This is a genomic window from Mesorhizobium sp. URHB0026 (assembly GCF_054059755.1).
The window spans coordinates 1,109,855-1,130,703 of record NZ_JBSSCN010000001.1 but is presented as its reverse complement, the minus strand read 5'-3'; the positions used below and the strand labels follow the sequence as shown (position 1 = coordinate 1,130,703).

18 protein-coding genes and 1 riboswitch are annotated in these 20,849 nt (G+C 64.1%); of the genes, 9 read left to right on the top strand and 9 right to left on the bottom strand.

Annotated features, from left to right (window positions below):
- The first annotated feature begins 126 nt into the window (after positions 1-126).
- Complete coding sequence (locus ACVWWD_RS05700; RefSeq protein WP_023775399.1) at positions 127-1,425, top strand: adenylosuccinate synthase; 1,299 nt, start codon at positions 127-129, stop codon at positions 1,423-1,425.
- Positions 1,426-1,500: 75 nt separating this feature from the next.
- Positions 1,501-3,303, top strand: a complete 1,803-nt coding sequence (locus ACVWWD_RS05695; RefSeq protein ID WP_457102948.1) for a hypothetical protein — start codon at positions 1,501-1,503, stop codon at positions 3,301-3,303.
- Between the two features lie 18 nt (positions 3,304-3,321).
- Here the strand turns inward: ACVWWD_RS05695 and ACVWWD_RS05690 are convergent, their stop codons facing one another.
- Genes ACVWWD_RS05690 through ACVWWD_RS05675 form a run of 4 tightly spaced genes read right to left on the bottom strand, consistent with a single transcriptional unit; the run spans position 3,322 to position 6,399 of the window.
- Complete coding sequence (locus tag ACVWWD_RS05690) at positions 3,322-3,621, bottom strand: CcdB family protein (RefSeq protein ID WP_023773911.1); 300 nt, start codon at positions 3,619-3,621, stop codon at positions 3,322-3,324.
- On the bottom strand, positions 3,621-3,863 hold the full coding sequence (locus tag ACVWWD_RS05685) for a type II toxin-antitoxin system CcdA family antitoxin (protein WP_352552826.1): 243 nt from the start codon (positions 3,861-3,863) through the stop codon (positions 3,621-3,623). Before ACVWWD_RS05685 ends, ACVWWD_RS05690 begins: the two co-directional genes overlap by 1 nt.
- Before the next feature lie 54 nt (positions 3,864-3,917).
- The gene (locus ACVWWD_RS05680; protein ID WP_457102947.1) at positions 3,918-5,738 is read right to left on the bottom strand and encodes an ABC-F family ATP-binding cassette domain-containing protein; all 1,821 of its coding nucleotides are present in this window, start codon (positions 5,736-5,738) and stop codon (positions 3,918-3,920) included.
- Position 5,739: 1 nt separating this feature from the next.
- A complete protein-coding gene (locus ACVWWD_RS05675) occupies positions 5,740-6,399 on the bottom strand; it encodes a thiamine diphosphokinase (protein WP_352552822.1) in 660 nt (219 codons plus the stop codon).
- An 86-nt stretch (positions 6,400-6,485) separates the two neighbouring features.
- Positions 6,486-6,600, top strand: a riboswitch (TPP riboswitch).
- Positions 6,601-6,643: 43 nt separating this feature from the next.
- Between ACVWWD_RS05675 and thiB the strand changes: the two genes are divergently transcribed.
- From thiB to ACVWWD_RS05655, 4 genes are all read left to right on the top strand, one after another.
- Positions 6,644-7,642: a thiamine ABC transporter substrate binding subunit gene (thiB, locus tag ACVWWD_RS05670; RefSeq protein ID WP_352552820.1), complete on the top strand. Its 999-nt coding sequence runs from the start codon at positions 6,644-6,646 to the stop codon at positions 7,640-7,642.
- Between the two features lie 78 nt (positions 7,643-7,720).
- A complete protein-coding gene (thiP, locus tag ACVWWD_RS05665) occupies positions 7,721-9,340 on the top strand; it encodes a thiamine/thiamine pyrophosphate ABC transporter permease (RefSeq protein WP_352552818.1) in 1,620 nt (539 codons plus the stop codon).
- Positions 9,333-10,109, top strand: coding sequence for a thiamine ABC transporter ATP-binding protein (gene thiQ / locus ACVWWD_RS05660; protein ID WP_352552816.1), 777 nt, complete (start codon positions 9,333-9,335; stop codon positions 10,107-10,109). Before thiP ends, thiQ begins: the two co-directional genes overlap by 8 nt.
- Before the next feature lie 230 nt (positions 10,110-10,339).
- Complete coding sequence (locus ACVWWD_RS05655) at positions 10,340-11,809, top strand: M48 family metalloprotease (protein ID WP_023773918.1); 1,470 nt, start codon at positions 10,340-10,342, stop codon at positions 11,807-11,809.
- A gap of 16 nt (positions 11,810-11,825) precedes the next feature.
- Here ACVWWD_RS05655 and ACVWWD_RS05650 read toward each other — a convergent pair whose 3' ends face one another.
- Positions 11,826-12,689 (bottom strand): RNA polymerase factor sigma-32, encoded by an 864-nt coding sequence (locus tag ACVWWD_RS05650; protein WP_023773919.1) that lies wholly within the window; start codon positions 12,687-12,689, stop codon positions 11,826-11,828.
- A 302-nt stretch (positions 12,690-12,991) separates the two neighbouring features.
- Here ACVWWD_RS05650 and ACVWWD_RS05645 point away from each other — a divergent pair, with 302 nt between their 5' ends.
- The 3 genes from ACVWWD_RS05645 (at position 12,992) to ACVWWD_RS05635 (ending at position 15,347) form a co-directional block, all read left to right on the top strand.
- Positions 12,992-13,765: an amino acid ABC transporter substrate-binding protein gene (locus ACVWWD_RS05645; RefSeq protein WP_023773920.1), complete on the top strand. Its 774-nt coding sequence runs from the start codon at positions 12,992-12,994 to the stop codon at positions 13,763-13,765.
- 134 nt (positions 13,766-13,899) lie between these two features.
- The gene (locus ACVWWD_RS05640; protein WP_023773921.1) at positions 13,900-14,580 is read left to right on the top strand and encodes an amino acid ABC transporter permease; all 681 of its coding nucleotides are present in this window, start codon (positions 13,900-13,902) and stop codon (positions 14,578-14,580) included.
- Positions 14,577-15,347 carry an amino acid ABC transporter ATP-binding protein gene (locus ACVWWD_RS05635; RefSeq protein ID WP_023773922.1) on the top strand — a complete coding sequence of 257 codons (771 nt, stop codon included), beginning with the start codon at positions 14,577-14,579 and terminating at the stop codon, positions 15,345-15,347. The genes ACVWWD_RS05640 and ACVWWD_RS05635 overlap by 4 nt, the downstream gene beginning before the upstream one ends.
- A 79-nt stretch (positions 15,348-15,426) precedes the next feature.
- Here ACVWWD_RS05635 and ACVWWD_RS05630 read toward each other — a convergent pair whose 3' ends face one another.
- The 4 genes from ACVWWD_RS05630 to ACVWWD_RS05615 all read right to left on the bottom strand — a co-directional run bounded on the left by ACVWWD_RS05630 (position 15,427) and on the right by ACVWWD_RS05615 (position 20,708).
- Entirely contained in the window at positions 15,427-16,008 is a 582-nt protein-coding gene (locus ACVWWD_RS05630) for a CarD family transcriptional regulator (RefSeq protein ID WP_015315301.1), read from the bottom strand.
- Between the two features lie 369 nt (positions 16,009-16,377).
- Positions 16,378-16,716 (bottom strand): ferredoxin FdxA, encoded by a 339-nt coding sequence (gene fdxA, locus ACVWWD_RS05625; protein ID WP_015315302.1) that lies wholly within the window; start codon positions 16,714-16,716, stop codon positions 16,378-16,380.
- A 232-nt stretch (positions 16,717-16,948) separates the two neighbouring features.
- Positions 16,949-17,335, bottom strand: coding sequence for an RNA-binding S4 domain-containing protein (locus ACVWWD_RS05620; protein ID WP_023784817.1), 387 nt, complete (start codon positions 17,333-17,335; stop codon positions 16,949-16,951).
- A 10-nt stretch (positions 17,336-17,345) separates the two neighbouring features.
- Positions 17,346-20,708 (bottom strand): helicase-related protein, encoded by a 3,363-nt coding sequence (locus ACVWWD_RS05615; protein WP_457102946.1) that lies wholly within the window; start codon positions 20,706-20,708, stop codon positions 17,346-17,348.
- Positions 20,709-20,849 lie beyond the last annotated feature (141 nt).

Below are 20,849 nucleotides of genomic sequence, written 5' to 3'. Positions count from 1 at the left end.
ATTGTTGTGCCTCAGGGCATTTTCGGCGGCAAAGAAAGGTCGCACTCGCGAGGTCTTGACGCTATAGAGGCCTGTCGTTTCGAACCATATCCAAGCCGCGCGGCGGCGTCTCAAGGGAAAAGAAACATGGCCAATGTGGTGGTCGTCGGCTCGCAGTGGGGCGACGAAGGCAAGGGCAAGATCGTCGACTGGCTGTCGGAGCGCGCCGATGTCGTGGTGCGCTTCCAGGGCGGCCACAATGCCGGCCACACGCTGGTCGTCGACGGCAAGGTCTACAAGCTGTCGCTGCTGCCTTCGGGCGTCGTGCGGGAAGGCAAGCTGTCCATCATCGGCAATGGCGTGGTCTTCGATCCGCATGCTTTCGTCGCCGAGGTGCAGAAACTGAAAGGCCAGGGCGTGGACGTGACGCCGGATCGCCTGAAAATAGCCGAAAACACGGCGCTTATCCTGTCCGTACACCGGGAGTTGGACGGGTTTCGCGAGGATGCCGCTTCGAATTCCGGAACAAAGATTGGCACGACCCGACGCGGGATCGGCCCCGCCTACGAGGACAAGGTGGGCCGGCGTGCCGTGCGGGTGATGGATCTGGCGGATTTGGAAACTTTGCCCGTGAAGGTCGACAGGCTGCTGACGCACCACAATGCGCTGCGTCGTGGGCTCGGCCATGACGAAGTCACGCATGATGCGATCATGCAGGAATTGACCTCGGTCGCGAACGACATCCTGCCCTACATGGACCGCGTCTGGAAGGTGCTCGACGACAAGCGCCGAGCCGGCGAGCGCATCCTGTTCGAGGGCGCGCAAGGCACGCTGCTCGACATCGACCACGGCACCTATCCGTTCGTCACCTCGTCCAACACGGTCGCCGGCCAGGCCGCCGCCGGCTCCGGCGTAGGCCCGGGCGCCATCGGCTATGTTCTCGGCATCACAAAGGCCTACACGACGCGTGTCGGCGAAGGTCCGTTCCCGACCGAACAGAAGAACGAGATCGGCGAATTCCTCGGCACGCGCGGCCATGAATTCGGTGTCGTCACTGGGCGCAAGCGCCGCTGCGGCTGGTTCGACGCGGTGCTGGTGCGCCAGGCGGTTGCCGTCAACGGCATCAAAGGCATCGCGCTGACCAAGCTCGACGTGCTCGACGGGTTGGATGAGATCAAGGTCTGCACCGGCTACAGGCTGGACGGCGAGACGATCGACTATCTGCCGGCAAGCCAGGGCGCCCAGGCTCGCGTGGAACCCATCTACGAGACGTTGGAAGGCTGGAAGGGCACCACCGCCGGCGCACGTAGCTGGAACGATCTTCCGGCCCAGGCCGTCAAATATGTCCGATACATAGAGGAGTTGATCGGCGCGCCGGTCGCGCTCCTCTCCACCAGCCCTGAACGGGACGACACGATACTTGTGACCGATCCGTTTCAAGACTAGTTTCTCAAGCCTTCCCGGGCGTTGCGGCTGATCTGCGGAGGCCGGTCCGGAAGCAAAATACAGGTCGACTGACGCATGGCGAAAGATTTCGTTTCTGCTCTGAGGGACACGATAAACAATTTTGGCGATCCCACGCCTGAGCTGCGGGCCAAAGTCTACGACAAAGCGCGCTCGACGATTGCAAAGAAGATTGCCGAGCGCGATCCGCCCCTTTCGCCGTCGGATGCCGAAAGGCAGAAGCGCGGGCTGGAAGATGCAATATCGAGCCTTGAGCGTGAGTACGTCAAAAGCGTGCCGGAGACCGATCCGCTCGCGGAACTGGAAAACATCTTTTCCTCCATCGACCGCAACAAGAACCAGTCGAACCACGTCAAGCAGCCGGTCAAGGCCGAACCGGCTCCCACTCCGTCCCCGTATCGGCCCGCCCCTGCCGCGGCCAGCCCGGAGCCATACAAACCGGCGCAGCCCGTTGCCAATGTCGAGCCCTACCGGGCCGCTCCAGCCGCCAAGGTCGAGCCAGGCTGGCAAAGGTCGACGCCGGTGCAGCCCGCTCCGGACTTTTCCGAAGAGACCTTGCCGGGGATGGACGCGGATCGGGACGACGACCAGGACGACGTCTTTGCCGATGACGAAGCGCCGGTGGCCACCGACACTTTCGAGCGTTTGCGCCCGGCCGAACGCAAGCGCAGCTATGGGGGGCTGATCGCCGCCGTCGTCGCACTGCTGGTCGTTGCCGGCGGCGGCTACGGGATCTGGCTGAACAAGGATGCCTTCGGCAAGATGTTGGGCCTGGACGGCAACAAGGTTGTTGCTAAGACCGAACCGGTGAAGACGACGCCGGCCAAGCCGGCGACCGATACCACGGCCACGCCACCGGCGCCGGCGACCGGCGCGGAAGGCACGAAATTCACGCAGCGGCTGACGCCTGAAGGCGGCGAAAGCGACCCCGGCCCAGCCGGTGGGCAAAGCGGCATAGGCGAGGGCGAATCCGTCGCCGCGCTGACGACACCGCCGACGGCAACGAATGCGCCGGCCACGGCAGCGGCGGCGGTTCCCGCGCCGGCTGCCAATACGCCCGCTGCCAATACGCCGGCTGCCAATACGCCTGCTGCCGGTACGCCCGCGGCAGGCGCGCCAACCGCGACCACGCCCGCGGCGGGCACCCCGCTCGCGACACCACCCACCAACGGAACCGCGCCCGCGGCCCCGGCCGATGCCGCCGCCACGCCGCCGCCCGCACCGGCAGCCGCAACGCCGCCGCCCGCACCGGCAGCCGCAACGCCGCCGACGGCACCGGCTGCGGCCGTGGCGCCAACCTCGGTTCCGGTGGGCCAGAAGGCGATCTTCTATGAGGAGCGCACCAGCACCGCGCAGGGTTCAGCCGAACCCGGCAGCATCGTCTGGTCGCTGGTGCAGGAATCGCCAGGCGGCGACCTGCCGCCCGAGCCGGCGATCCGTGCCGAGGCGACTATTCCCGGCAAGGACATCCAGTTGCGCATGACCATCCGTCGCAACACCGACCAGACCCTGCCGGCCAGCCATATCATCGAGATGATCTTCCTGACCCCCGATGGGTTCGAAGGCGGCGGCGTCGACAACATATTGCGCGTTGCCATGAAGAGTTCGGAACAGGACGCCGGCAGCCCGCTGATCGGCATCCCGGCCAAGATCGCCGACGGCTTCTTCCTCGTCGCGCTCAACGACACCAAGGCCGACGAGGACGCCAACATGACCCTGTTGCGCGGCCAGGACTGGATCGACGTGCCGGTCGTCTACAAGACCGGACGGCGGGCACTGCTGACCATGGAAAAGGGCATTCCCGGCGAGAAGGTGTTCGACGAGGCTATCAAGGCCTGGCAGGCCAAGACGGCGGGCTGAGGCCAGGTCCGTCTCAGTTCAGAAGCCTTGGAACAGCATGTCGAGTGCAACAACGATCTCGTCATGATGCCGGGAAAGATTTCCTTCGACGTCCGGCAATTCGGAGGCCGTCAAGGCTGAGATGAACTGTGTGACCATCACATGGTCTTTGCCGTCGATGGCGAAGGTCGGGTTTAGTCGGCGGCCCGGCACCGGAGCCATATTGGGCGGCATCAACGGAATGACGACTCTCGTGGTCAGCCTGTCAAGAAGGTCGGACTGAACATCGAGAAGATAACCGTTGCCGTCGATATTCCGATAAAGATCGTAACGTGCCATCAAAACAGTCGATATTTGGCCAATGGCAGTCCGTTGCGCTCCACGTAGGCGTTGGAGCTTTCAATCGCTTCCGTGTTCTCTTCTTGCCAACGGCGCGTTTTTTCCGCTGCAATTGCCTTGGCGATACCTGCCTCGGCAGCACGGGAGATGTTGATGCCCAGCGCCTTGGCGTCTTTGAGCAGCTGGGAGTCAATGGACGTGTTGACGGACTTTCGTCGAGATTTCTGGGTCGATTGCAGCATAGAAATTGCTCTCTTTATGCGCATAATATGTGCGCATGAAGGAACATGCAATCTTCACCCTTCCATCTCCTCGCGCAGCATCTCGAGTTCCAGCCATTCTTCCTCGAGCACGGCCAACGTGGCACGCTCCTTGTCGAGGGCGGCGATCGTCTTCTGGAACGAGGCCGGGTCGCGTTCGTAATAGGCCGGGTCGGCGATGTTATTCTCCAGCCGCGAGATCGACGCGGTCACTGCCTCGATCTTCTTTGGTAGGGACTCCAGCGCGAACTTCTGCTTGAACGACAATTTCTTCGCCGGCCCTTTTGGCGCCGCCGGATCGCTCTTGCCCGGTGTCGGCGCATCGCCGGCTTCCGCCTTGGCGCGCGCCTTGCGGTCGTCAAGCCTGGTGCCGCCTCGCTGCGCCAGCATGTCGGAATAGCCGCCGGCATATTCGACCCAGCGGCCGCCGCCATCCGGCGCGATCACGCTGGTCACGGTGCGGTCGAGGAAATCGCGGTCGTGGCTGACCAGGATGACGGTGCCGGCAAAGCCGGCGACCAGTTCCTGCAGCAGTTCCAGCGTCTCCATGTCGAGATCGTTGGTCGGCTCATCGAGAACCAGAAGATTTGCAGGCCGTGCCAGCACGCGTGCCAGGATCAGCCGCGCCCGTTCGCCGCCGGACAGCTCGCGCACTGGTGTGCGGGCCTGTTCCGGCTTGAACAGGAAATCCTTCATATAAGACACGACGTGGCGCTGCTCGCCATTGATGACGAGGTTCTCGCCGCGCCCGTCGGTGAGATATTGCGCCAGCGTCTCTTGCGGGTCGACCGCCTCGCGCTTCTGGTCGAGCGTGGCGATCTCCAGATTGGTGCCAAGCCGTATCGAACCCACGTCCGGCGCCAATTCGCCGGTCAGCATCTTCAGAAGTGTCGTTTTGCCGGCGCCGTTCGGCCCGACAAGGCCGACGCGGTCGCCGCGCTGGATGCGGGTCGAGAAGCCCCTGACGACGGTAAGGTCGCCAAAGCTCTTCTCGATGTTCTTGGCCTCGATCACCAGCTTGCCGGATTCGGCGGCGTCGCTTGCCACCATTGTCGCGGTGCCTTCAGCGCCGCGATGGCCGCGAAAACGCTGGCGCATGGTCTGCAACTCGCCGAGGCGCCGCATGTTGCGCTTGCGCCGCGCCGTCACGCCGTAGCGCAGCCAGTGCTCCTCGCGCACTATCTGGCGGCCGAGCTTGTGCTGCTCGCGCTCTTCCTCTTCCAGTACTAGGTCGCGCCATTCCTCGAAATGGCCAAATCCCTTGTCCAGCCTGCGCGTCTGGCCGCGATCGAGCCAGACTGTGGCGCGCGACACGCGCTCGAGGAAGCGGCGGTCATGGGAGATGACGATGAGCGCCGAGGAAGTCCGGATGAGCTCTTCCTCCAGCCATTCAATGACAGATAAATCAAGATGGTTAGTCGGCTCATCAAGAAGCAGGATGTCGGGCTCAGGCGCCATGACGCGGGCAAGCGCGGCGCGCCTGGCCTCTCCGCCGGACAGGTCGCCAGGCCGTTCTTCGCCCGACAGGCCGAGATGCTCCATCAGATAGCTGGCGCGGTAGGGATCGTCGGCGGGCCCGAGCCCGGCCTCGACATAGGCGCGCACGGTGGCAAAGCCGTCCATGTCGGGCATTTGCGGCAGATAACGCACCGTCGCCGAAGGCTGGCGGAACACCTCGCCGTCCTGTGGCTCGATCAGGCCGGCGGCGATCTTGAGCAGCGTCGACTTGCCGGATCCGTTGCGGCCGACCAGCGCAATCTTGTCGCCGGCCGAAGCGGTCAAGGCGGCGCCGTCGAGCAGTGGCGCGCCGCCAAAGGTCAGTCTTATCCCGTCGAGATTGAGAAGAGGCGGGGCCATGTCAGCTTTCGGGCAATGGATAGGGATGGGCGAGCAGCAGCGCGCGGCCATGGCCGAGCGCGATGTCGAGGCGGCCCCCGGTCTTGCCGAACTTGACCTCGTTGGAAATGGTCAGTGACGAACCGAATGCCACCTCAACCTTGTCGAGCGGCCATTTGGCGCCCGTGACGGTCAGGCCGGAGAGTTCGGAGAAGCCGAGAATCGAGAACAGCGTGCCGTCGGCATAATCGAAGCCGGCCCTACCGGGCAGCAAGGGAACACCTTCCTGGGCGCCGCTGGTCAGACACACATCCATTCCGGCCTCGGCCAGCCGCAGGCCAAGCGTCAGATGCAGGAAGGCGTGGTCGGCGCGCTTGCCGCCGAATGCGCCCGCCAGCACAAGGCGGGTCGCCCCGCGCTCCAGTGCGGCCGCGATCGCCAGTTCTCCGTCGGTCTTGTCCTTTTCCGCCGGGAAGGTTTGCCGCGGCACGGCGGCGAGGTCGGCGGGCAGATCAGCCGGAACCGAGTCGAAATCACCGACCCACAGTTCCGGCACGAGGCCCAGCATCCGCGCATGGCCAATGCCGGCGTCGGCGGCGATGACGCGCGAGCCTTCGACCTGGCGGTCGAGCCGAGGCGTGCGGATGAGATCGCCGCCAAGCAGGATGGTGAATATGCTCATATCCCGTCGCCTTACCAGCCCGGCACCGGAAACGGAAGGCGGCAAAGTCCCACTTGCGCGGGTCATCGGCCCGGCCTATGTGTCGAAACGCTCTAACGGGGTGCCGGACGCGAATTTCGCGGGCCGGCTGAGAGGCAGTCTCGCCAACCCGCTGAACCTGATCCGGTTTGTACCGGCGGAGGGATTAGACGTTTCGGACACTCCGACGCCTCAATTCCTTTCAACGCAAACGAAGGAGGCGCCGATGCGCACGCTTTTATATTCTCTGATCGCCACCACGGCAGTGACCCTGTCCGGGCCGGCCTTGGCCAAGGACAAGCTCACCGTCTACACCTATGAGAGCTTCACCGCCGACTGGGGTCCCGGTCCCGTGGTGAAGAAGGAATTCGAGGCAGAATGCGGCTGCGATCTCGAGTTCGTCTCGGTCGCCGATGGCGTGGCGCTGCTCAACCGCGTCAAGCTGGAGGGCGCTTCGACCAAGGCCGACATCGTGCTCGGTCTCGACACCAATCTCACCGCCGATGCCAAGGCCTCGGGCCTGTTCGCGCCACATGGCGCAGTGAGGGACGTCAACGTGCCGGGTGGCTGGAGCGACGGTACTTTTGTTCCCTTCGACTATGGCTACTTCGCCGTCGTCTACGATACCCAGAAGCTGAAGTCCCCGCCGAAAAGCCTGAAGGATTTGGTGGAGGGTAGCGCCGACGACAAGATCGTCATCCAGGACCCGCGCACATCGACGCCCGGTCTCGGACTGCTGTTGTGGGTGAAGGCGGTCTATGGCGACAAGGCGCCCGAGGCCTGGGCCAAGCTCAAGACCAAGGTGCTGACCGTGACGCCGGGCTGGAGCGAGGCCTATGGCCTGTTCACCAAGGGCGAGGCGCCGATGGTGCTGTCCTACACCACCTCGCCAGCCTACCACATGGTCGCCGAGAACACCGAGCGCTATCAGGCGGCGTCGTTCGAGGAAGGCGAATATCTGCAGATCGAGGTCGCGGGCATCACCACGACCGGCGCCAAGAATCCGCTAGCGGAAAAGTTCATGGCCTTCATGACCGGACCGAAATTCCAGGACGCCATTCCCGAGACCAACTGGATGTTCCCGGCCGGCAAGACCGACAAGCCGCTCAACCCCGCCTTCGACAAACTGGTCAAGCCGACCAAAACCTTGCTGTTCAGCCCGGAGGAGGTGGCGGCCAACCGCAAGGCCTGGGTCGATGAATGGCTGGCGGTGATGAGCAAGTAGCTTTTGTGGGCTAATTTCGTGACATGAACGCTCTACGGCGACGCTCCCTAAGCTTCACCCAATCGTTGATGGTGCGGCGTGCAAACCCGCTCTGATACCCGCGTCACAGCCGGCATCACAGGGCTCGCCGCCATCGCCATTTTGATCGGCGGCGCGTTTGCGGGGCTGCTTGTGGAAGGTGCTCGCGATTTTTCCGGCGCTTGGGCCGCGTTCGATCCCTACCTGTTCCGGGTCGTGCGGTTCACGCTCTTGCAAGCGGCCCTGTCGACGCTGCTCTCGGTCGGGCCGGCCCTGTTCGTGGCGCGGGCGCTGTCGCGGCATCCACGGTTTTTCGGCCGTGCCTTCATCTTGCAGCTCTTCGCCGTGCCGCTGGCGCTGCCGGCGATAGTCGCGGCGCTCGGCATCCTGGCGCTTTATGGCCGCGCCAGCTATTTCGCGGGCCTGTTCAACTGGGCTGGCGGCCAGGGTTGGCCGGGCATCTATGGCCTGTCCGGCATTCTCGTCGCGCATGTCTTCTTCAATCTGCCGCTGGCCACACGTCTGCTCCTCGAGGCGCTGCAGACCATTCCCTCCGACCAATGGCGGCTGGCGAGCCAGCTCGGCATGGGGGCGCGGCCGGCATTCCGGCTGATCGAGTGGCCGACGCTGCGTGCTGCGCTGCCCGGTGTCGCCGGACTTGTCTTCATGCTGTGCATCACATCCTTCACCATCGTGCTGACGCTCGGCGGCGGGCCGGGCGCGACGACGCTCGAAGTCGGCATCTATCAGGCATTGCGCTTCGATTTCGATCCCGCGAGGGCTGTTGCGCTGACACTGCTGCAGATCGCCTTGACCTTCATCGTGGTGCTGACGTTGACCCGGCTCGGAGCCGACGTCGTCGGCGACGCCAACCTGCCGGTCGCGCCGCGCCGCTACCTCTCCGTCAACAGGACTGAAGCCTGGCTGAACGCGACGCTCATCGTGTTGGCCTTGCTCTTCGTCGCCGGGCCGATGGTGGCGACCGTGGCGGCCGGACTTGGCGCCGACCTCGGCCGGCTTGCCGGTGAGGCCAGTGTCCGTCAGGCGACGCTGACCAGTGCTGTACTCGCTTTCCTATCGGCATTGCTTTCGGTGATGCTTTCGCTGGCATTGACCATGGCGCGCAGGGCGCTGGCGTCGAACCGCCGCTTCGGGGCAAGGACACTGCTCGAAGAGGCCACCGATACCGGCGCTGGGTTCGTCCTGGTCGTGCCGCCGATCGTCGTCGGCGCCGGCTGGTTCCTGTTGCTGCGCCATGTCGGCGATGTCTTTGCCATCGCCCCGCTCATGGTCGTCACCGTCAACGCTGTCATGGCGATGCCTTTTGCGCTGCGCGCCATCCGTCCCGCCTATGATGCGGCAAGCGAGCGGCACGAGCGGCTCTGCGCGCAGCTCGGAATTTCCGGCTGGTCAAGACTGTGGTTGGTCGACCGGCCGACGTTGCGGCGCCCGGTGGCCACCGCTTTTGCCTTCGCCATGGCACTGTCGCTTGGCGATCTCGGCGTCATCGCCCTGTTCGGCAGTGATTCCGTGCAGACCTTGCCCTACCTTCTCCTGGCGCGCATGGGCAGCTACCGAACCGAGGACGCCGCCGGCTTGGCGCTGCTGCTCGGCCTTGTCTGCCTGGGATTGGTGCTGGCGGCGGACCGGCTGGGAAAGGAGACGGCCAGCAATGTCTGACGAGGCGGGTGGCGGCAAAGGGGTTTCGGTGCGGCTGGACAAGGTTTCGTTCAGCTATGGCGAGGCGTTGTTCGCCTTCGATGCCGAGTTCACGGCGGGGCAAATCACCGCCATCATGGGACCGAGCGGCTCCGGAAAGTCGACGTTGCTCAATCTGGTGGCCGGGTTCGAGCCGCCGCGATCCGGCCGCGTGCTGATCGGCGGGGCCGATGTCAGCACCGCGCCACCGGCGACGCGGCCGGTGTCGATGGTTTTTCAGGAAAACAACCTTTTCGCGCATCTTTCCGTCGAGCAGAATGTCGGGCTCGGCCGTTCGCCATCGTTGCGGCTAGCCGAAGCCGACCGCGCTGCGATCACCGATGCGCTTGCGCGCACCGGCCTTGCCGGCAAGGAGAAGCGGCTGCCGCGCGAACTTTCCGGCGGTGAGCGCCAGCGCGTCGCCCTGGCTCGCGTGCTGGTGCGTGACCGCCCGGTGTTGCTGCTCGACGAGCCTTTCGCTTCGCTTGGGCCCTCCTTGCGAGACGATATGCTCGACCTCGTTGCCGGCCTGCATGCCGAGCGTGGCATGACGGTACTGTTCGTCACGCATCAGCCGCAAGATGCCCGCCGCATCGCTCGGAGGCTGGTGTTTCTCGAGAACGGCGCCGTCGCCGCTATCGGCACGGCAGATGATTTCTTTGCCGGGGCTGGTCCGGAGGCATTCCGGCGCTATATCGGAGCCGGTGGCGGGGGTGCTTTATCACGAGATATTGCCCGGAAGCGGACATAATTTACGCTCAAACCGGCCCGACGCGATGTGGCGCTTGCTTGCCATGACTGGAGTAGTGTGGCTAGGTCCGCCCGATACCGGTCCGGCACAGGCCGTGATTTGCCTACAGCTTCCGCCGCATGCTTCGAGGGGCGCGTGACGGATACTGTAGCAGTTTTGTTTTGCGCATGTGGTCATGCGCAGGGACCTGAAAGGAAGCCGTTCTGGCGATCGGCGTTGACAGGCTACGAATGAACCCGCTGGCGCGCTTTATGGCGCTGGCCGGCTTTGCCGTGGCGCTGGCAAGCTGCCAGATGTTCACGCCTCCGGAAGTGCAGGAATCAGGCTTCCAGCCATCCGACAAGCCGATCACGGTCGACAATGTCGCCGCCAACAACAAGCTCGCGGAACTCGCCAAGGCGCAGCATCCGCGCATCCTGGCGACCTATGGCGGCGAATATTCAGATCCCAAGCTCGAACGCATGGTGGCCAAGGTGGTCGGCAATTTGACCGTGGTGTCGGCGAACCCGACCCAGACCTACCGCATCACCATCCTCAATTCGCCCAACGTCAACGCCTTCGCGCTGCCGGGCGGCTATCTCTACATAACGCGCGGCCTCTTGGCGCTGGCCAATGATTCGTCCGAGCTCGCCGCCGTCATCGCGCATGAGATGGGCCACGTCACCGCCAATCATGGGCTGCAGCGCCAGCAGCTGGAGGCCGAGGAAGGTCTGGCGACCAAGGTCGTTTCCGATGTGCTTGGCGACAGCCCGACCGCCAAGGCTGCACTTATCCGCGGCAAGCTCAGGCTGGCGCAGTTCTCGCGCAACCAGGAGCTTGAGGCTGACGCCATCGGTATCAAGTCGATCGGCGAAGCCGGCTACGATCCCTATGCCGCCGGCCGCTTCCTGCAGTCGATGTCGGCCTATACCGATTTCCGCTCGATCAGCGGCGCCACCGACGCCAGCCTCGACTTCCTGGCGACGCACCCCAACACGCCGCAACGCATCGATTTGGCACAGCGTCACGCCCGACAGTTCGGTGCGCCCGGCTTCGGTACACGCGACCGCGATTCCTTCCTCGCCGGCATAGACGGCCTGCTTTACGGCGACACACCGGAAGAGGGCTATGTGCGCGGTGAAACCTTCCTGCATCCAGGCTTGGGCGTGTCGTTCACGGTGCCGGACGGTTTCATCATCGACAATTCGGCGGCGGCGGTGACGGCGACCGGCCCCGGCGATATAGCGATCCGCTTCGACGGTGTTTCGATAGACAAGAATCGCGCCCTGACCGACTATATCAGAAGCGGCTGGGTGGCCGGCCTCGACGACAGCACCGTCAAGCAGGAAACCATCAACGGCAATGAGGCGGCGACCGCGCATGCAGGCGCCGAAGGCTGGCAGTTCGACATCGCTGTAATCCGCGCCGGCGGTCAGGTCTACCGATTGCTGACGGCCGCCCCCTCGGCCAGCACCTCGCTTGAAACGGTGGCGCGCTCGGTCAGCGGCTCCTTCCGCATCCTCAGCCCCGCCGAGAAGGCGGCACTGAAACCACTGCATATTCGCGTGCTCACCGTGCAGCCGGGACAGACCATGGGGTCGCTTGCCGCGCAGATGGTTGGCGTCGACCGCAAGCTCGACCTGTTCCGCGTGCTCAATGCGCTGTCGCCGGGGGCCGCGGTTTCGGCCGGCGACAAGGTCAAGATCGTCACCGACAAATGAAAGCCCGAGCGGGAGATCAGGCGGCCGTCGCCATGAATTCCGGATTCTGCTTCACCAGGGCGACCTTGAGCTTTTCCATGGCGCGCGCCTCGATCTGGCGGACACGTTCCTTGGAGATGCCGAGCGTCTCGCCGAGCGCCTCTAGCGTGGCCCCCTCATCATTTAGCCGGCGTTCCTCGATGATCCTGAGTTCACGCGCGTTGAGCGCGTGAAGCGCTTCCTTGAGCCAGAGCGAGCGGCGCGCGACATCGATTTTGTCGCCGACAATTTCGTCGGGCAAGGGATCGTCCGAGACCAGGAAATCCATCCGCTCGGTGCCGCCCGCATCGTCGGCCAGCGGTACGTTCAGCGAAGAATCCGGAGCCGACAGCCGTGAATCCATCATCGCCACATCAGCCTCGGAGACACCAAGCGCAACCGACACCTCGCGGTAGAGATTTGTGTTGGACAGCGGCTCGGCGCCGTTCGCCAGACGCGCACGCAAGCGTCTGAGATTGAAGAACAGGGCTTTTTGCGCCGAACTGGTGCCACCGCGCACAATCGACCAGTTGCGCAGGATGTAGTCCTGCATCGAGGCGCGGATCCACCACGTCGCGTAGGTCGAGAACCGCACCTCGCGCTCCGGTTCAAAACGTGCGGCGGCCTCCAGCAGTCCGACATGGCCTTCCTGAACCAGATCGCCGAGCGGCAGCCCGTAGTGGCGGAATTTCGAGGCCATGGAAATAACCAGCCGCATGTGGGCAACCGTGATGCTGTGCAGCGCGTTCTGGTCGTTGTTTACTTTCCAGAGCAATGCCAGCCGATGCTCCTCCTCGCGCTCGAGATAGGGCGCCTTCATTGCCGCGCGGACCATGATCCGTCCTGCCGTGTCTTCCATCATAAGGCGCTCCGTGGCTCGGCGAGGCAACTTGGCAGACACCGGCTTGAAATGACGGCGGCGTGCCCTACAACAGCCAAAACTGTCATGCGCGGGAAAGGTTCCGCCGGTGCGGGCAGGGCGAGCGCTAGCGTCCGCGCAGTTGTCTGGAACTTCCGAGCTTGCGAGTAAATTCCTTCCGGAGAATTTGATTTCCGAGAGACGCTCTCTTTGAAATTTCATTCCTTATTTTTTCGATCGGCATCTGCCATTTTCCAGCCCTCACAGCATGCCGGGTTACCGGCCAAGGATGGGATCACAGAAAAATGAAATGGCTCAAATCACTCATCATCGCCGGAACGTTGCAGGCCCTGGCCATCGCATCGGCCCACGCCGGCGCCAATCTCGACCAGATCAAGCAGGCGGGAGTCATCAAGGTGGGCACGGAGGGCACCTACGCTCCGTTCACCTACCATGACGCTTCCGGTGCGCTGGTTGGCTTCGATGTCGAAATCGCCAAGGCGATCGCCGATAAGCTCGGCGTCAAGGCTGAGTTCCTCGAAGGCAAGTGGGACGGGCTGATCGCCGGCCTCGACGTCAACCGTTATGATGCCGTCATCAACGAAGTCGGCATCACCGACGCCCGCAAGGCCAAGTACGACTTTTCCGATCCCTATATCGCTTCCAAGGCAGTGCTGATCGTGCGCGGCGACAACACCGACATCAAGACCTTCGCCGACCTCAAGGGCAAGAAGGCGGCGCAGTCGCTGACATCCAATTTCGGCAAGCTGGCCGAAACCAATGGCGCCGAACTGGTCGGCACCGACGGCTTCGACCAGTCGATCCAGCTGCTTTTGACCGGCCGTGCGGACGCTACGATCAATGACAGCCTGTCGTTCCTCGACTTCAAGAAGCACAAGCCGGACGCCAACGTGAAGATCGCCGCCCAGGAAGAGAATGCCGATTACTCCGGCGTCATCGTTCGCAAGGGCGATCCGGAGCTGGTCGCTGCCATCAACAAGGCGCTGGCCGACATCAAGGCCGACGGCACCTACCAGAAGATCGCAGACACCTATTTCGGCCAGGACGTCTCGAAGTAGTTCACCAAGAAGGGCCGGCTGTCGCCCTGCCACGCATCCAGCGGCGAGCCGTCTTTGACGGCTCGCCGCTTTTGTCGTGATATGGCTGACGCATTCGCGCTTCGATGACGCCCTTCCATTCCGGAGGATAGTTCGTGCCGCACTGGCTGCAACTGATGCTGGACTCGCTGCCTTCGCTGCTGTGGGCAGCGTTGATCTTTACGGTGCCGCTGACGCTGCTGTCCTTCGTGCTCGGCCTTACGGTGGGGCTGGGCGCGGCGCTAGGCCGGCTGTTCGGCCCGAAGCCGCTGGTGGCGCTCGTGCGCTTCTATGTCTGGATCTTCCGCGGCACGCCACTCCTGGTGCAGCTCTTTCTGATCTTCTACGGCCTGCCGTCGGTCGGCATCCTGCTTGATGCCTTCACCGCGGCGCTGATCGGCTTCACGCTAAACATCGGCGCCTACACGTCGGAAATCATCCGGGCAGCCATCGGCTCGGTGCCCAAGGGCCAGTGGGAGGCCGCCTATTCCATCGGGATGACCTGGGGCCAAGCGATGCGGCGCACCATTCTGCCGCAAGCCGGACGGGTGGCGGTGCCGCCGCTCTCCAACACCTTCATCTCGCTGGTCAAGGACACGTCGCTGGCCGCCGCCATCACCGTTCCGGAGATGTTCCAGGCGGCGCAACGCATCGTCGCCACCACCTACGAGCCGCTCATCCTCTATGTCGAGGCGGCTATCCTCTATCTGGCGATGAGTTCGGTGCTGTCGGCCTTGCAGACGCGGCTGGAGGAGCGGCTCAACCGCTATGGCGGCTTCCTGGAGGCACGCTCATGATCAGCCTCACCAACATCGAAAAGCGTTTCGGCGACAATCTCGTGCTGAAGGGGGTGACTGTCGCCATCGCCGAAGGCAGCGTCACCGCGCTTGTCGGCCCTTCCGGCGGGGGGAAAAGCACGCTGCTGCGCTGCATCAACCTGCTGGAGATCCCAACTTCGGGCACGGTGCGGATCGGCGACGAGACGCTTGAGTTCCGCCCGGGCGGCAAGGTCTCGGCGGCGGACATAAGGCGTCTGCGCCTGCAGACCGGCATGGTGTTCCAGAATTTCCAGTTGTTTCCGCATCGCACCGCCATCGAAAATGTCATGGAAGGGTTGGTTACGGTGCTCAAATGGTCGCCGCAGAAGGCGCATGAGCGGGCACTCGCGCTGCTGGAGAAGGTCGGCATGGTGCATAAGGCGGATGCCTGGCCGGCGACGCTGTCGGGCGGCCAGCAGCAGCGCGTGGCGATCGCCCGTGCGCTGGCGCCGTCGCCGAAGGTGCTGCTGTGCGACGAACCGACTTCGGCGCTCGACCCGGAGCTGGCGCAGGAGGTGGTCGATGTGCTGGGTCAGCTCGCTAGCGAGGGAACGACCATGGTGATGGCGACGCATGATTTGCGCCTGGCCTCCAAGATCGCCCAGGAGGCGGTGTTCCTCGACGCCGGCACCATCGTCGAGCAGGGGCCATCCGCCAAGCTGTTCGGCAATCCGGAGCGCGAACGCACCAAGCGGTTCATCGCCACGCTGAAGCAGGAGGCGGCGGAGAAGGACGGGGGCGCATAGGCGCGACAATCTCGGCCTTCCCCAAATACAAAAAACCCGGCGCGAGGCCGGGTTTTCGTCAACTTGAATGCGTAAAAGCTCAGGCAGCTTCTTCCTGCTCGGCTTCCTCATTGTCGGCCTTGGCGCCACGCTTAGGGCCTTTGTTGAGGTTGACCTCGATCAGGCGTACGGCTTCGGTCTCCGACATGCGGTTGACGGCCGCGATCTCGCGGGCCATGCGGTCGAGTGCCGCCTCGTAGAGCTGGCGTTCGGAATAGGACTGCTCCGGCTGGTTATCGGCGCGATAGAGGTCGCGCACGACCTCCGAAATCGAGATCAGGTCGCCCGAATTGATCTTGGCATCATATTCCTGGGCACGGCGGGACCACATGGTGCGCTTGACGCGGGCGCGGCCCTGCACGACCTTCAGCGCGCGCTCGACATAATCCTCTTCCGACAGCTTGCGCATGCCGATCGAGGTCGCCTTGGCAACCGGCACCTTCAGGCGCATCTTGTCCTTCTGGAAGTCGATGACGAACAGTTCCAGCTTGTGGCCGGCCACTTCCTGCTCGTCGATCGAGACGATCTGGCCGACGCCATGCGCCGGATAGACGATGAACTCGCCGGTCTTGAAACCGTGACGTGCAGCTGTGGACTTCTTCTGCGGGGTGATCGTTGCCATTACGCCCTGAACTCCTTGTTGTGGGCCGGCGGCGGTGCCGGCTGAACTCACGTGACCGGGGTCACCGATCATTAGCCGCACAACAGATGAACCCACCGGAAAAGCCGGGACCGGCAAACCGCAAGAATTGCGACCGCCTGGCCCAGATCGCTCTGGTCCGAAATGGGATTTTCACCTTTCAGTGATTTGGGGCGTCTGCGCCATAAATCGACGTTGTGTCACCGGCATGTTTCGCTGATGTAACACAAAAAGTCGGAAGAATCAAGGTTTTGCTACGTAAGCGGAGGCCACAACCAATCGCCGCCTGTCAAGGCGGTTAATCCGGCGTGCCTGTTACGCTGCGTCATACAAGCCTTTACAGCGGCGTTGTCAATCGCCTTCGCCGGGCTCGGCGGAGAAGTATTTCTCGAATTTGCCGGCCTCGCCGTCGAAGCTCTTGGCGTCGGCGGGCGGCTCCTTCTTGGCGGTGATGTTGGGCCATTTATCGGCATATTCGGTGTTGATCTGCAGCCATTTGTCGAGGCCGGACTCGGTGTCGGGCTTGATCGCGTCGGCCGGGCATTCCGGCTCGCAGACGCCGCAGTCGATGCACTCGTCGGGATGGATGACGAGCATGTTCTCGCCTTCGTAGAAACAGTCGACCGGACAGACCTCGATGCAGTCCATATATTTGCATTTGATGCAGTTGTCGGTCACGACATAGGTCATCGGTCGGCTCCGGGATGTCCCGTTTTTGCTGGCTTTTTCCGTGAGGTAACGCCTTTATCGGCTGCTTGCAAGAGTAGCCATTCCCACTGGCGCCAGAGTTTGGGAATTGAATTTCAGATCGGCGGTGCCGGGACGGTCCCACACCCCTCACCGACGTTCGTTTCGTTTGCCGGTCCAAATCTGTTTTGGTTGCCGTTGCCGCGGGAGAGCACATCCGCGTCGATCGACAGGCTCAATCTTCGTCGTGCAATCGGTCGGTCTGGCGACGCTCTTTTTTGGTCGGGCGGCCGCTGCCTGCCTCGCGCATCGCCGGGATAGCATCGGGCGGGGCGTCGCCTTTCGGTGCGGGCGGGGGCGACATGTCTTGATAAAGAGTGCGAGCTTCCTCGGACGGACCGCGCCGCGCGCCCGCGCCGAGCACCTTCCAGACGAAGATACGCCGGTCGAGCGTGATGGTCAGCACGTCGCCTGGCTTGACCAGATCGGAGGCCTGCGCTGCTTTGTCGCGATTGATGCGAACACGGCCGGCGACCACCAATTTGGCCGCCAGCGAGCGCGATTTCACCGCGCGCGAGAAGAACAGCCATTTGTCGATGCGCTGACGGCCTTCAGCAACCATCGAAGCGAATTTACTTCTTCAATTGGTCGCGCAAGGCGGCGAGCTTGGCGAAGGGCGAGTCCGGATCGAAACGTACCGGGCGCTCCTCGCGCGGCTTGGGCTGGAAGGCGGGCTTTCCGCCGCGATCGGGACCCTTGCCTTCCGGCCTGCCGCCCTTCCAGTCTGGCCGGCCTTCGCGGCGCTCGGGACGCTCGCCCTGCGGGCGGCCGTCGTGGCGCTCAGCGCCCTCAGCTTGCGGCTTGGGCTTGTACTTCGAGCGGTCGAAGCGCGGCTTTCCGGCGCCGTCGCGGCGTCCTTCGTGTGCGGGACGGTCCGCCGGCGCGTCTGTTGCCTGTTCGCCGCCGGCCGGCGCGTTGCTTCGGCCGCGCGCCTGTCCGTTTTGCGGCCGGTTGTTGCGGCCGTCGCGATGACGCGGACGCTGGTCGAAGCGACCTTGGCGCCACAGCAGGATCGGCTTTGGCGCTTCGGCTTCCGGCACGGGTTCACCGGCTTCCGCCACGGCAGCTTCCGTCGACGCGGAGGCTTCGACGGCGGGCTCCGCCGCTGCGGTTTCCTCGGTGAGTGCCGCGTCAGCCTCGGCGGTTTCAGGTTCGGCCCACGGCTCAACCGGCGCCGGCTCGGCGACTTCGACAGCGGCTTCGGCTACAGGCTCCTCCGCAACTTCAGCGGTGGCTTCCGCCTGCTCTTGCGCGACGGTTTCCACCGTCGCGTCGGCTGCGACTTCGGCTGGAACCCGTGTCTCCACGGCGGTTGCCGCATCCGACACCAGTTCGGCTCCCTCGGCGGCCGGCGAAGCCGCCTCTTCCGCCGCCTTGGCTTGTTCCGCGCGGGCTGCCTCTTCGGCTGCCTGCCTGGCCGCGGCGGCTTCCCGCGCGGCATTGTCCTGCGCTTCCAGCCGTGCCTTGACTTCCGCGGCCGGCTTCGGCTCTGCGCGATAGCCGAGACCCTTGAGGATCTCTTCCATGTCGTCGGCGGTTGCGCCAAGGATCGACATCATCGGCGGCGTCACGATGAAGGACTGGCCGTCATAGGCGCCGTCCGGACGCTGGCCAAGGCCGGGCTTCCAGTTGGTCGCCGGGCGGATCAGGTCGGCCAGCCGCTCCAGAATGTCGATGCGCACGGCGCGGCGGCCGAGATTGCGGTACCCAGCGAGCTTGTAGAAGGCTTTGTCGAAGGCCGGGTCGATGACAACAGAGGTGCGGCCCGAGGCCAGCGAGTGGACGACGTCGCCGAAGCCTGGCTTGTCCTTGCCGTCGTTCTTCAGCGCCCAAAGCAGCGTCACCAGCCCAGCGGGTGCCGGCTTGATCAGCGCCGGCACGAACACGTGGTATGCGCCGAAGCGGACGCCAAGCCGGCGCAGCGCCGCGCGGCCTTCCTGGTCCAAGGATTTCATCTCTTCGGCGATGTCACGACGGTTGATGAGGCCGAAATTCTCGACCAGCTGGAAAGCGATGCCACGGCCGATGCCGGAAATCTGCTCGGCGTTTTTCAGATCGACCAGCGGCTTCAACAACGACTCGATCTGGAAATTGACGAAGCGTTCGGCGCGCGCCGCGACCTTGTCGCGCGCCGGGCCCGTCAGCTGTTCGTCAGCCAGCAACACCAGGCGCGGCTTCAGCGCGTCTTCGCCCGAGACCAGCGTGCCTATCGGCGCGCCGATCCAGCGCAGCGTGCCGTCCGAACCGAGCGCGAGATCGCCATTGGCGCAGGCGCCGAAGCGCTCCGCGCGTGCCTCGAACTCGGCGGCAAGCGCCTTTTGCGCGGCAGTGCGCACGGCCTTGGCGTCTTCGCCGCCGGCGGTCTGGTCGGCGGTGAAGCGGAACCCTTGCAACTCGCCGACATGATGGCCTTCGACAAGGACGGTTCCGGTAGGACTGATTTCGGCTTCAGGCATGGTATTTTCTCTAAGGCGCCGCATGAGGACGGAAGTCCTGCGGTCTACAAAGCGTTTCGTCAACCGCTCATGCAGCGCATCCGACAATCTGTCTTCGATTTCGCGCGTCTTTTCCTGCCAGTGTGCCTGATCGGCCAGCCAGCCGGGCCGGTTCGACACGAATGTCCAGGTGCGGATCTGGGCGATGCGGTGCGACAGCGTGTCGATGTCGCCCTCGGTGGTGTCGGCGCGGCGCACCTGTTCGGCCATGTAGTTCTCGTCGACATGGCCCTGCCGGGCGAGGTCCATGTAGATCGAGGCGATGAGGTCGGCATGCTGGGCAGGCGCGATCTTGCGATAGTCGGGCAGGGCGCAGGCTTCCCACAGCAACGCCACGCGCTTGGCATTGGTGGCGAGCGCGCGGATGTCTTCGTCGCGGGAGAGATGTTCGAGCGCTTGCGCATCGACGGCCGGCAGCGCGCGTGTCAGGCCCTCGACCGGCGCGTTGGTTTCGATCGAGCGCTTCAGCGCATCAAGGCTGGCGAAATCGAATTGAGCGGTGCGCCACTGCAGCACCTTCACCGGGTCGAAGTCATGGCCCTCGATCTTCTGGACGAGATCCTCGTCCAGCGGATCGACCTGGCCGGTGACGCCGAACGTGCCGTCGCGAAGATGCCGGCCGGCGCGGCCGGCGATCTGGCCGAGCTCGGCTGCCGTAAGATTGCGGTACTGGTAGCCGTCGAACTTGCGGTTCTGGGCGAAGGCCACATGGTCGAGGTCAAGGTTGAGGCCCATGCCGATCGCGTCGGTGGCAATGAGATAGTCGACATCGCCCGACTGGAACAGCGCCACCTGGGCATTGCGAGTGCGGGGCGACAGGGCCCCGAGAACGACGGCCGCACCACCCTGCTGGCGGCGGATGAGTTCGGCGATGGCATAGACCTCGTCGGCGGAGAAGGCGACGATCGCGGTACGCCTGGGCAAGCGGGTCAGTTTCTTGGAGCCGGCATAGGCCAGATGTGACAGCCGCGGCCGCGTCACTACGGAGATGCCTTTCAGCAGCCGCTGGAGAATGCCGTGCATGGTGGCCGCGCCAAGCAGCAGCGTCTCCTGGCGGCCGCGCAGATGCAGGATGCGGTCGGTGAAGATATGGCCGCGCTCGAGGTCGCCGGCCAGTTGCACCTCGTCGATGGCAACAAAGGCGGCGTCGGTTTCACGCGGCATGGCTTCGACGGTGCAGACCGAATATTTGGCGCCCGGCGGCTGGATCTTCTCCTCGCCGGTGATCAGCGCCACTTTATTGGCACCGACCTTTTCGCAGACGCGCGTGTAGACCTCGCGGGCCAGCAGCCTCAGCGGCAGGCCGATGACACCGGTTTCGTGCGCGACCATGCGCTCGATGGCGAGATGGGTCTTGCCGGTATTGGTCGGCCCAAGCACGGCGGTCACGTCGCGGCCCGACAGGATCAGCGGCTCGGTGTGTTTCGGCTGGATGTTCATCGGCTCGGAAATAAGGCTTTCTGGCCTCTCGTGGTCGGGAGCGTGCCAGGGTGGCGGGTATGACAGCCGACACATAGGGTTTTCGGGCGCGAAGCGAAAGCAGAATGTTCCGGCAGGGTTCCGCAGACGCCCGCCTCACTC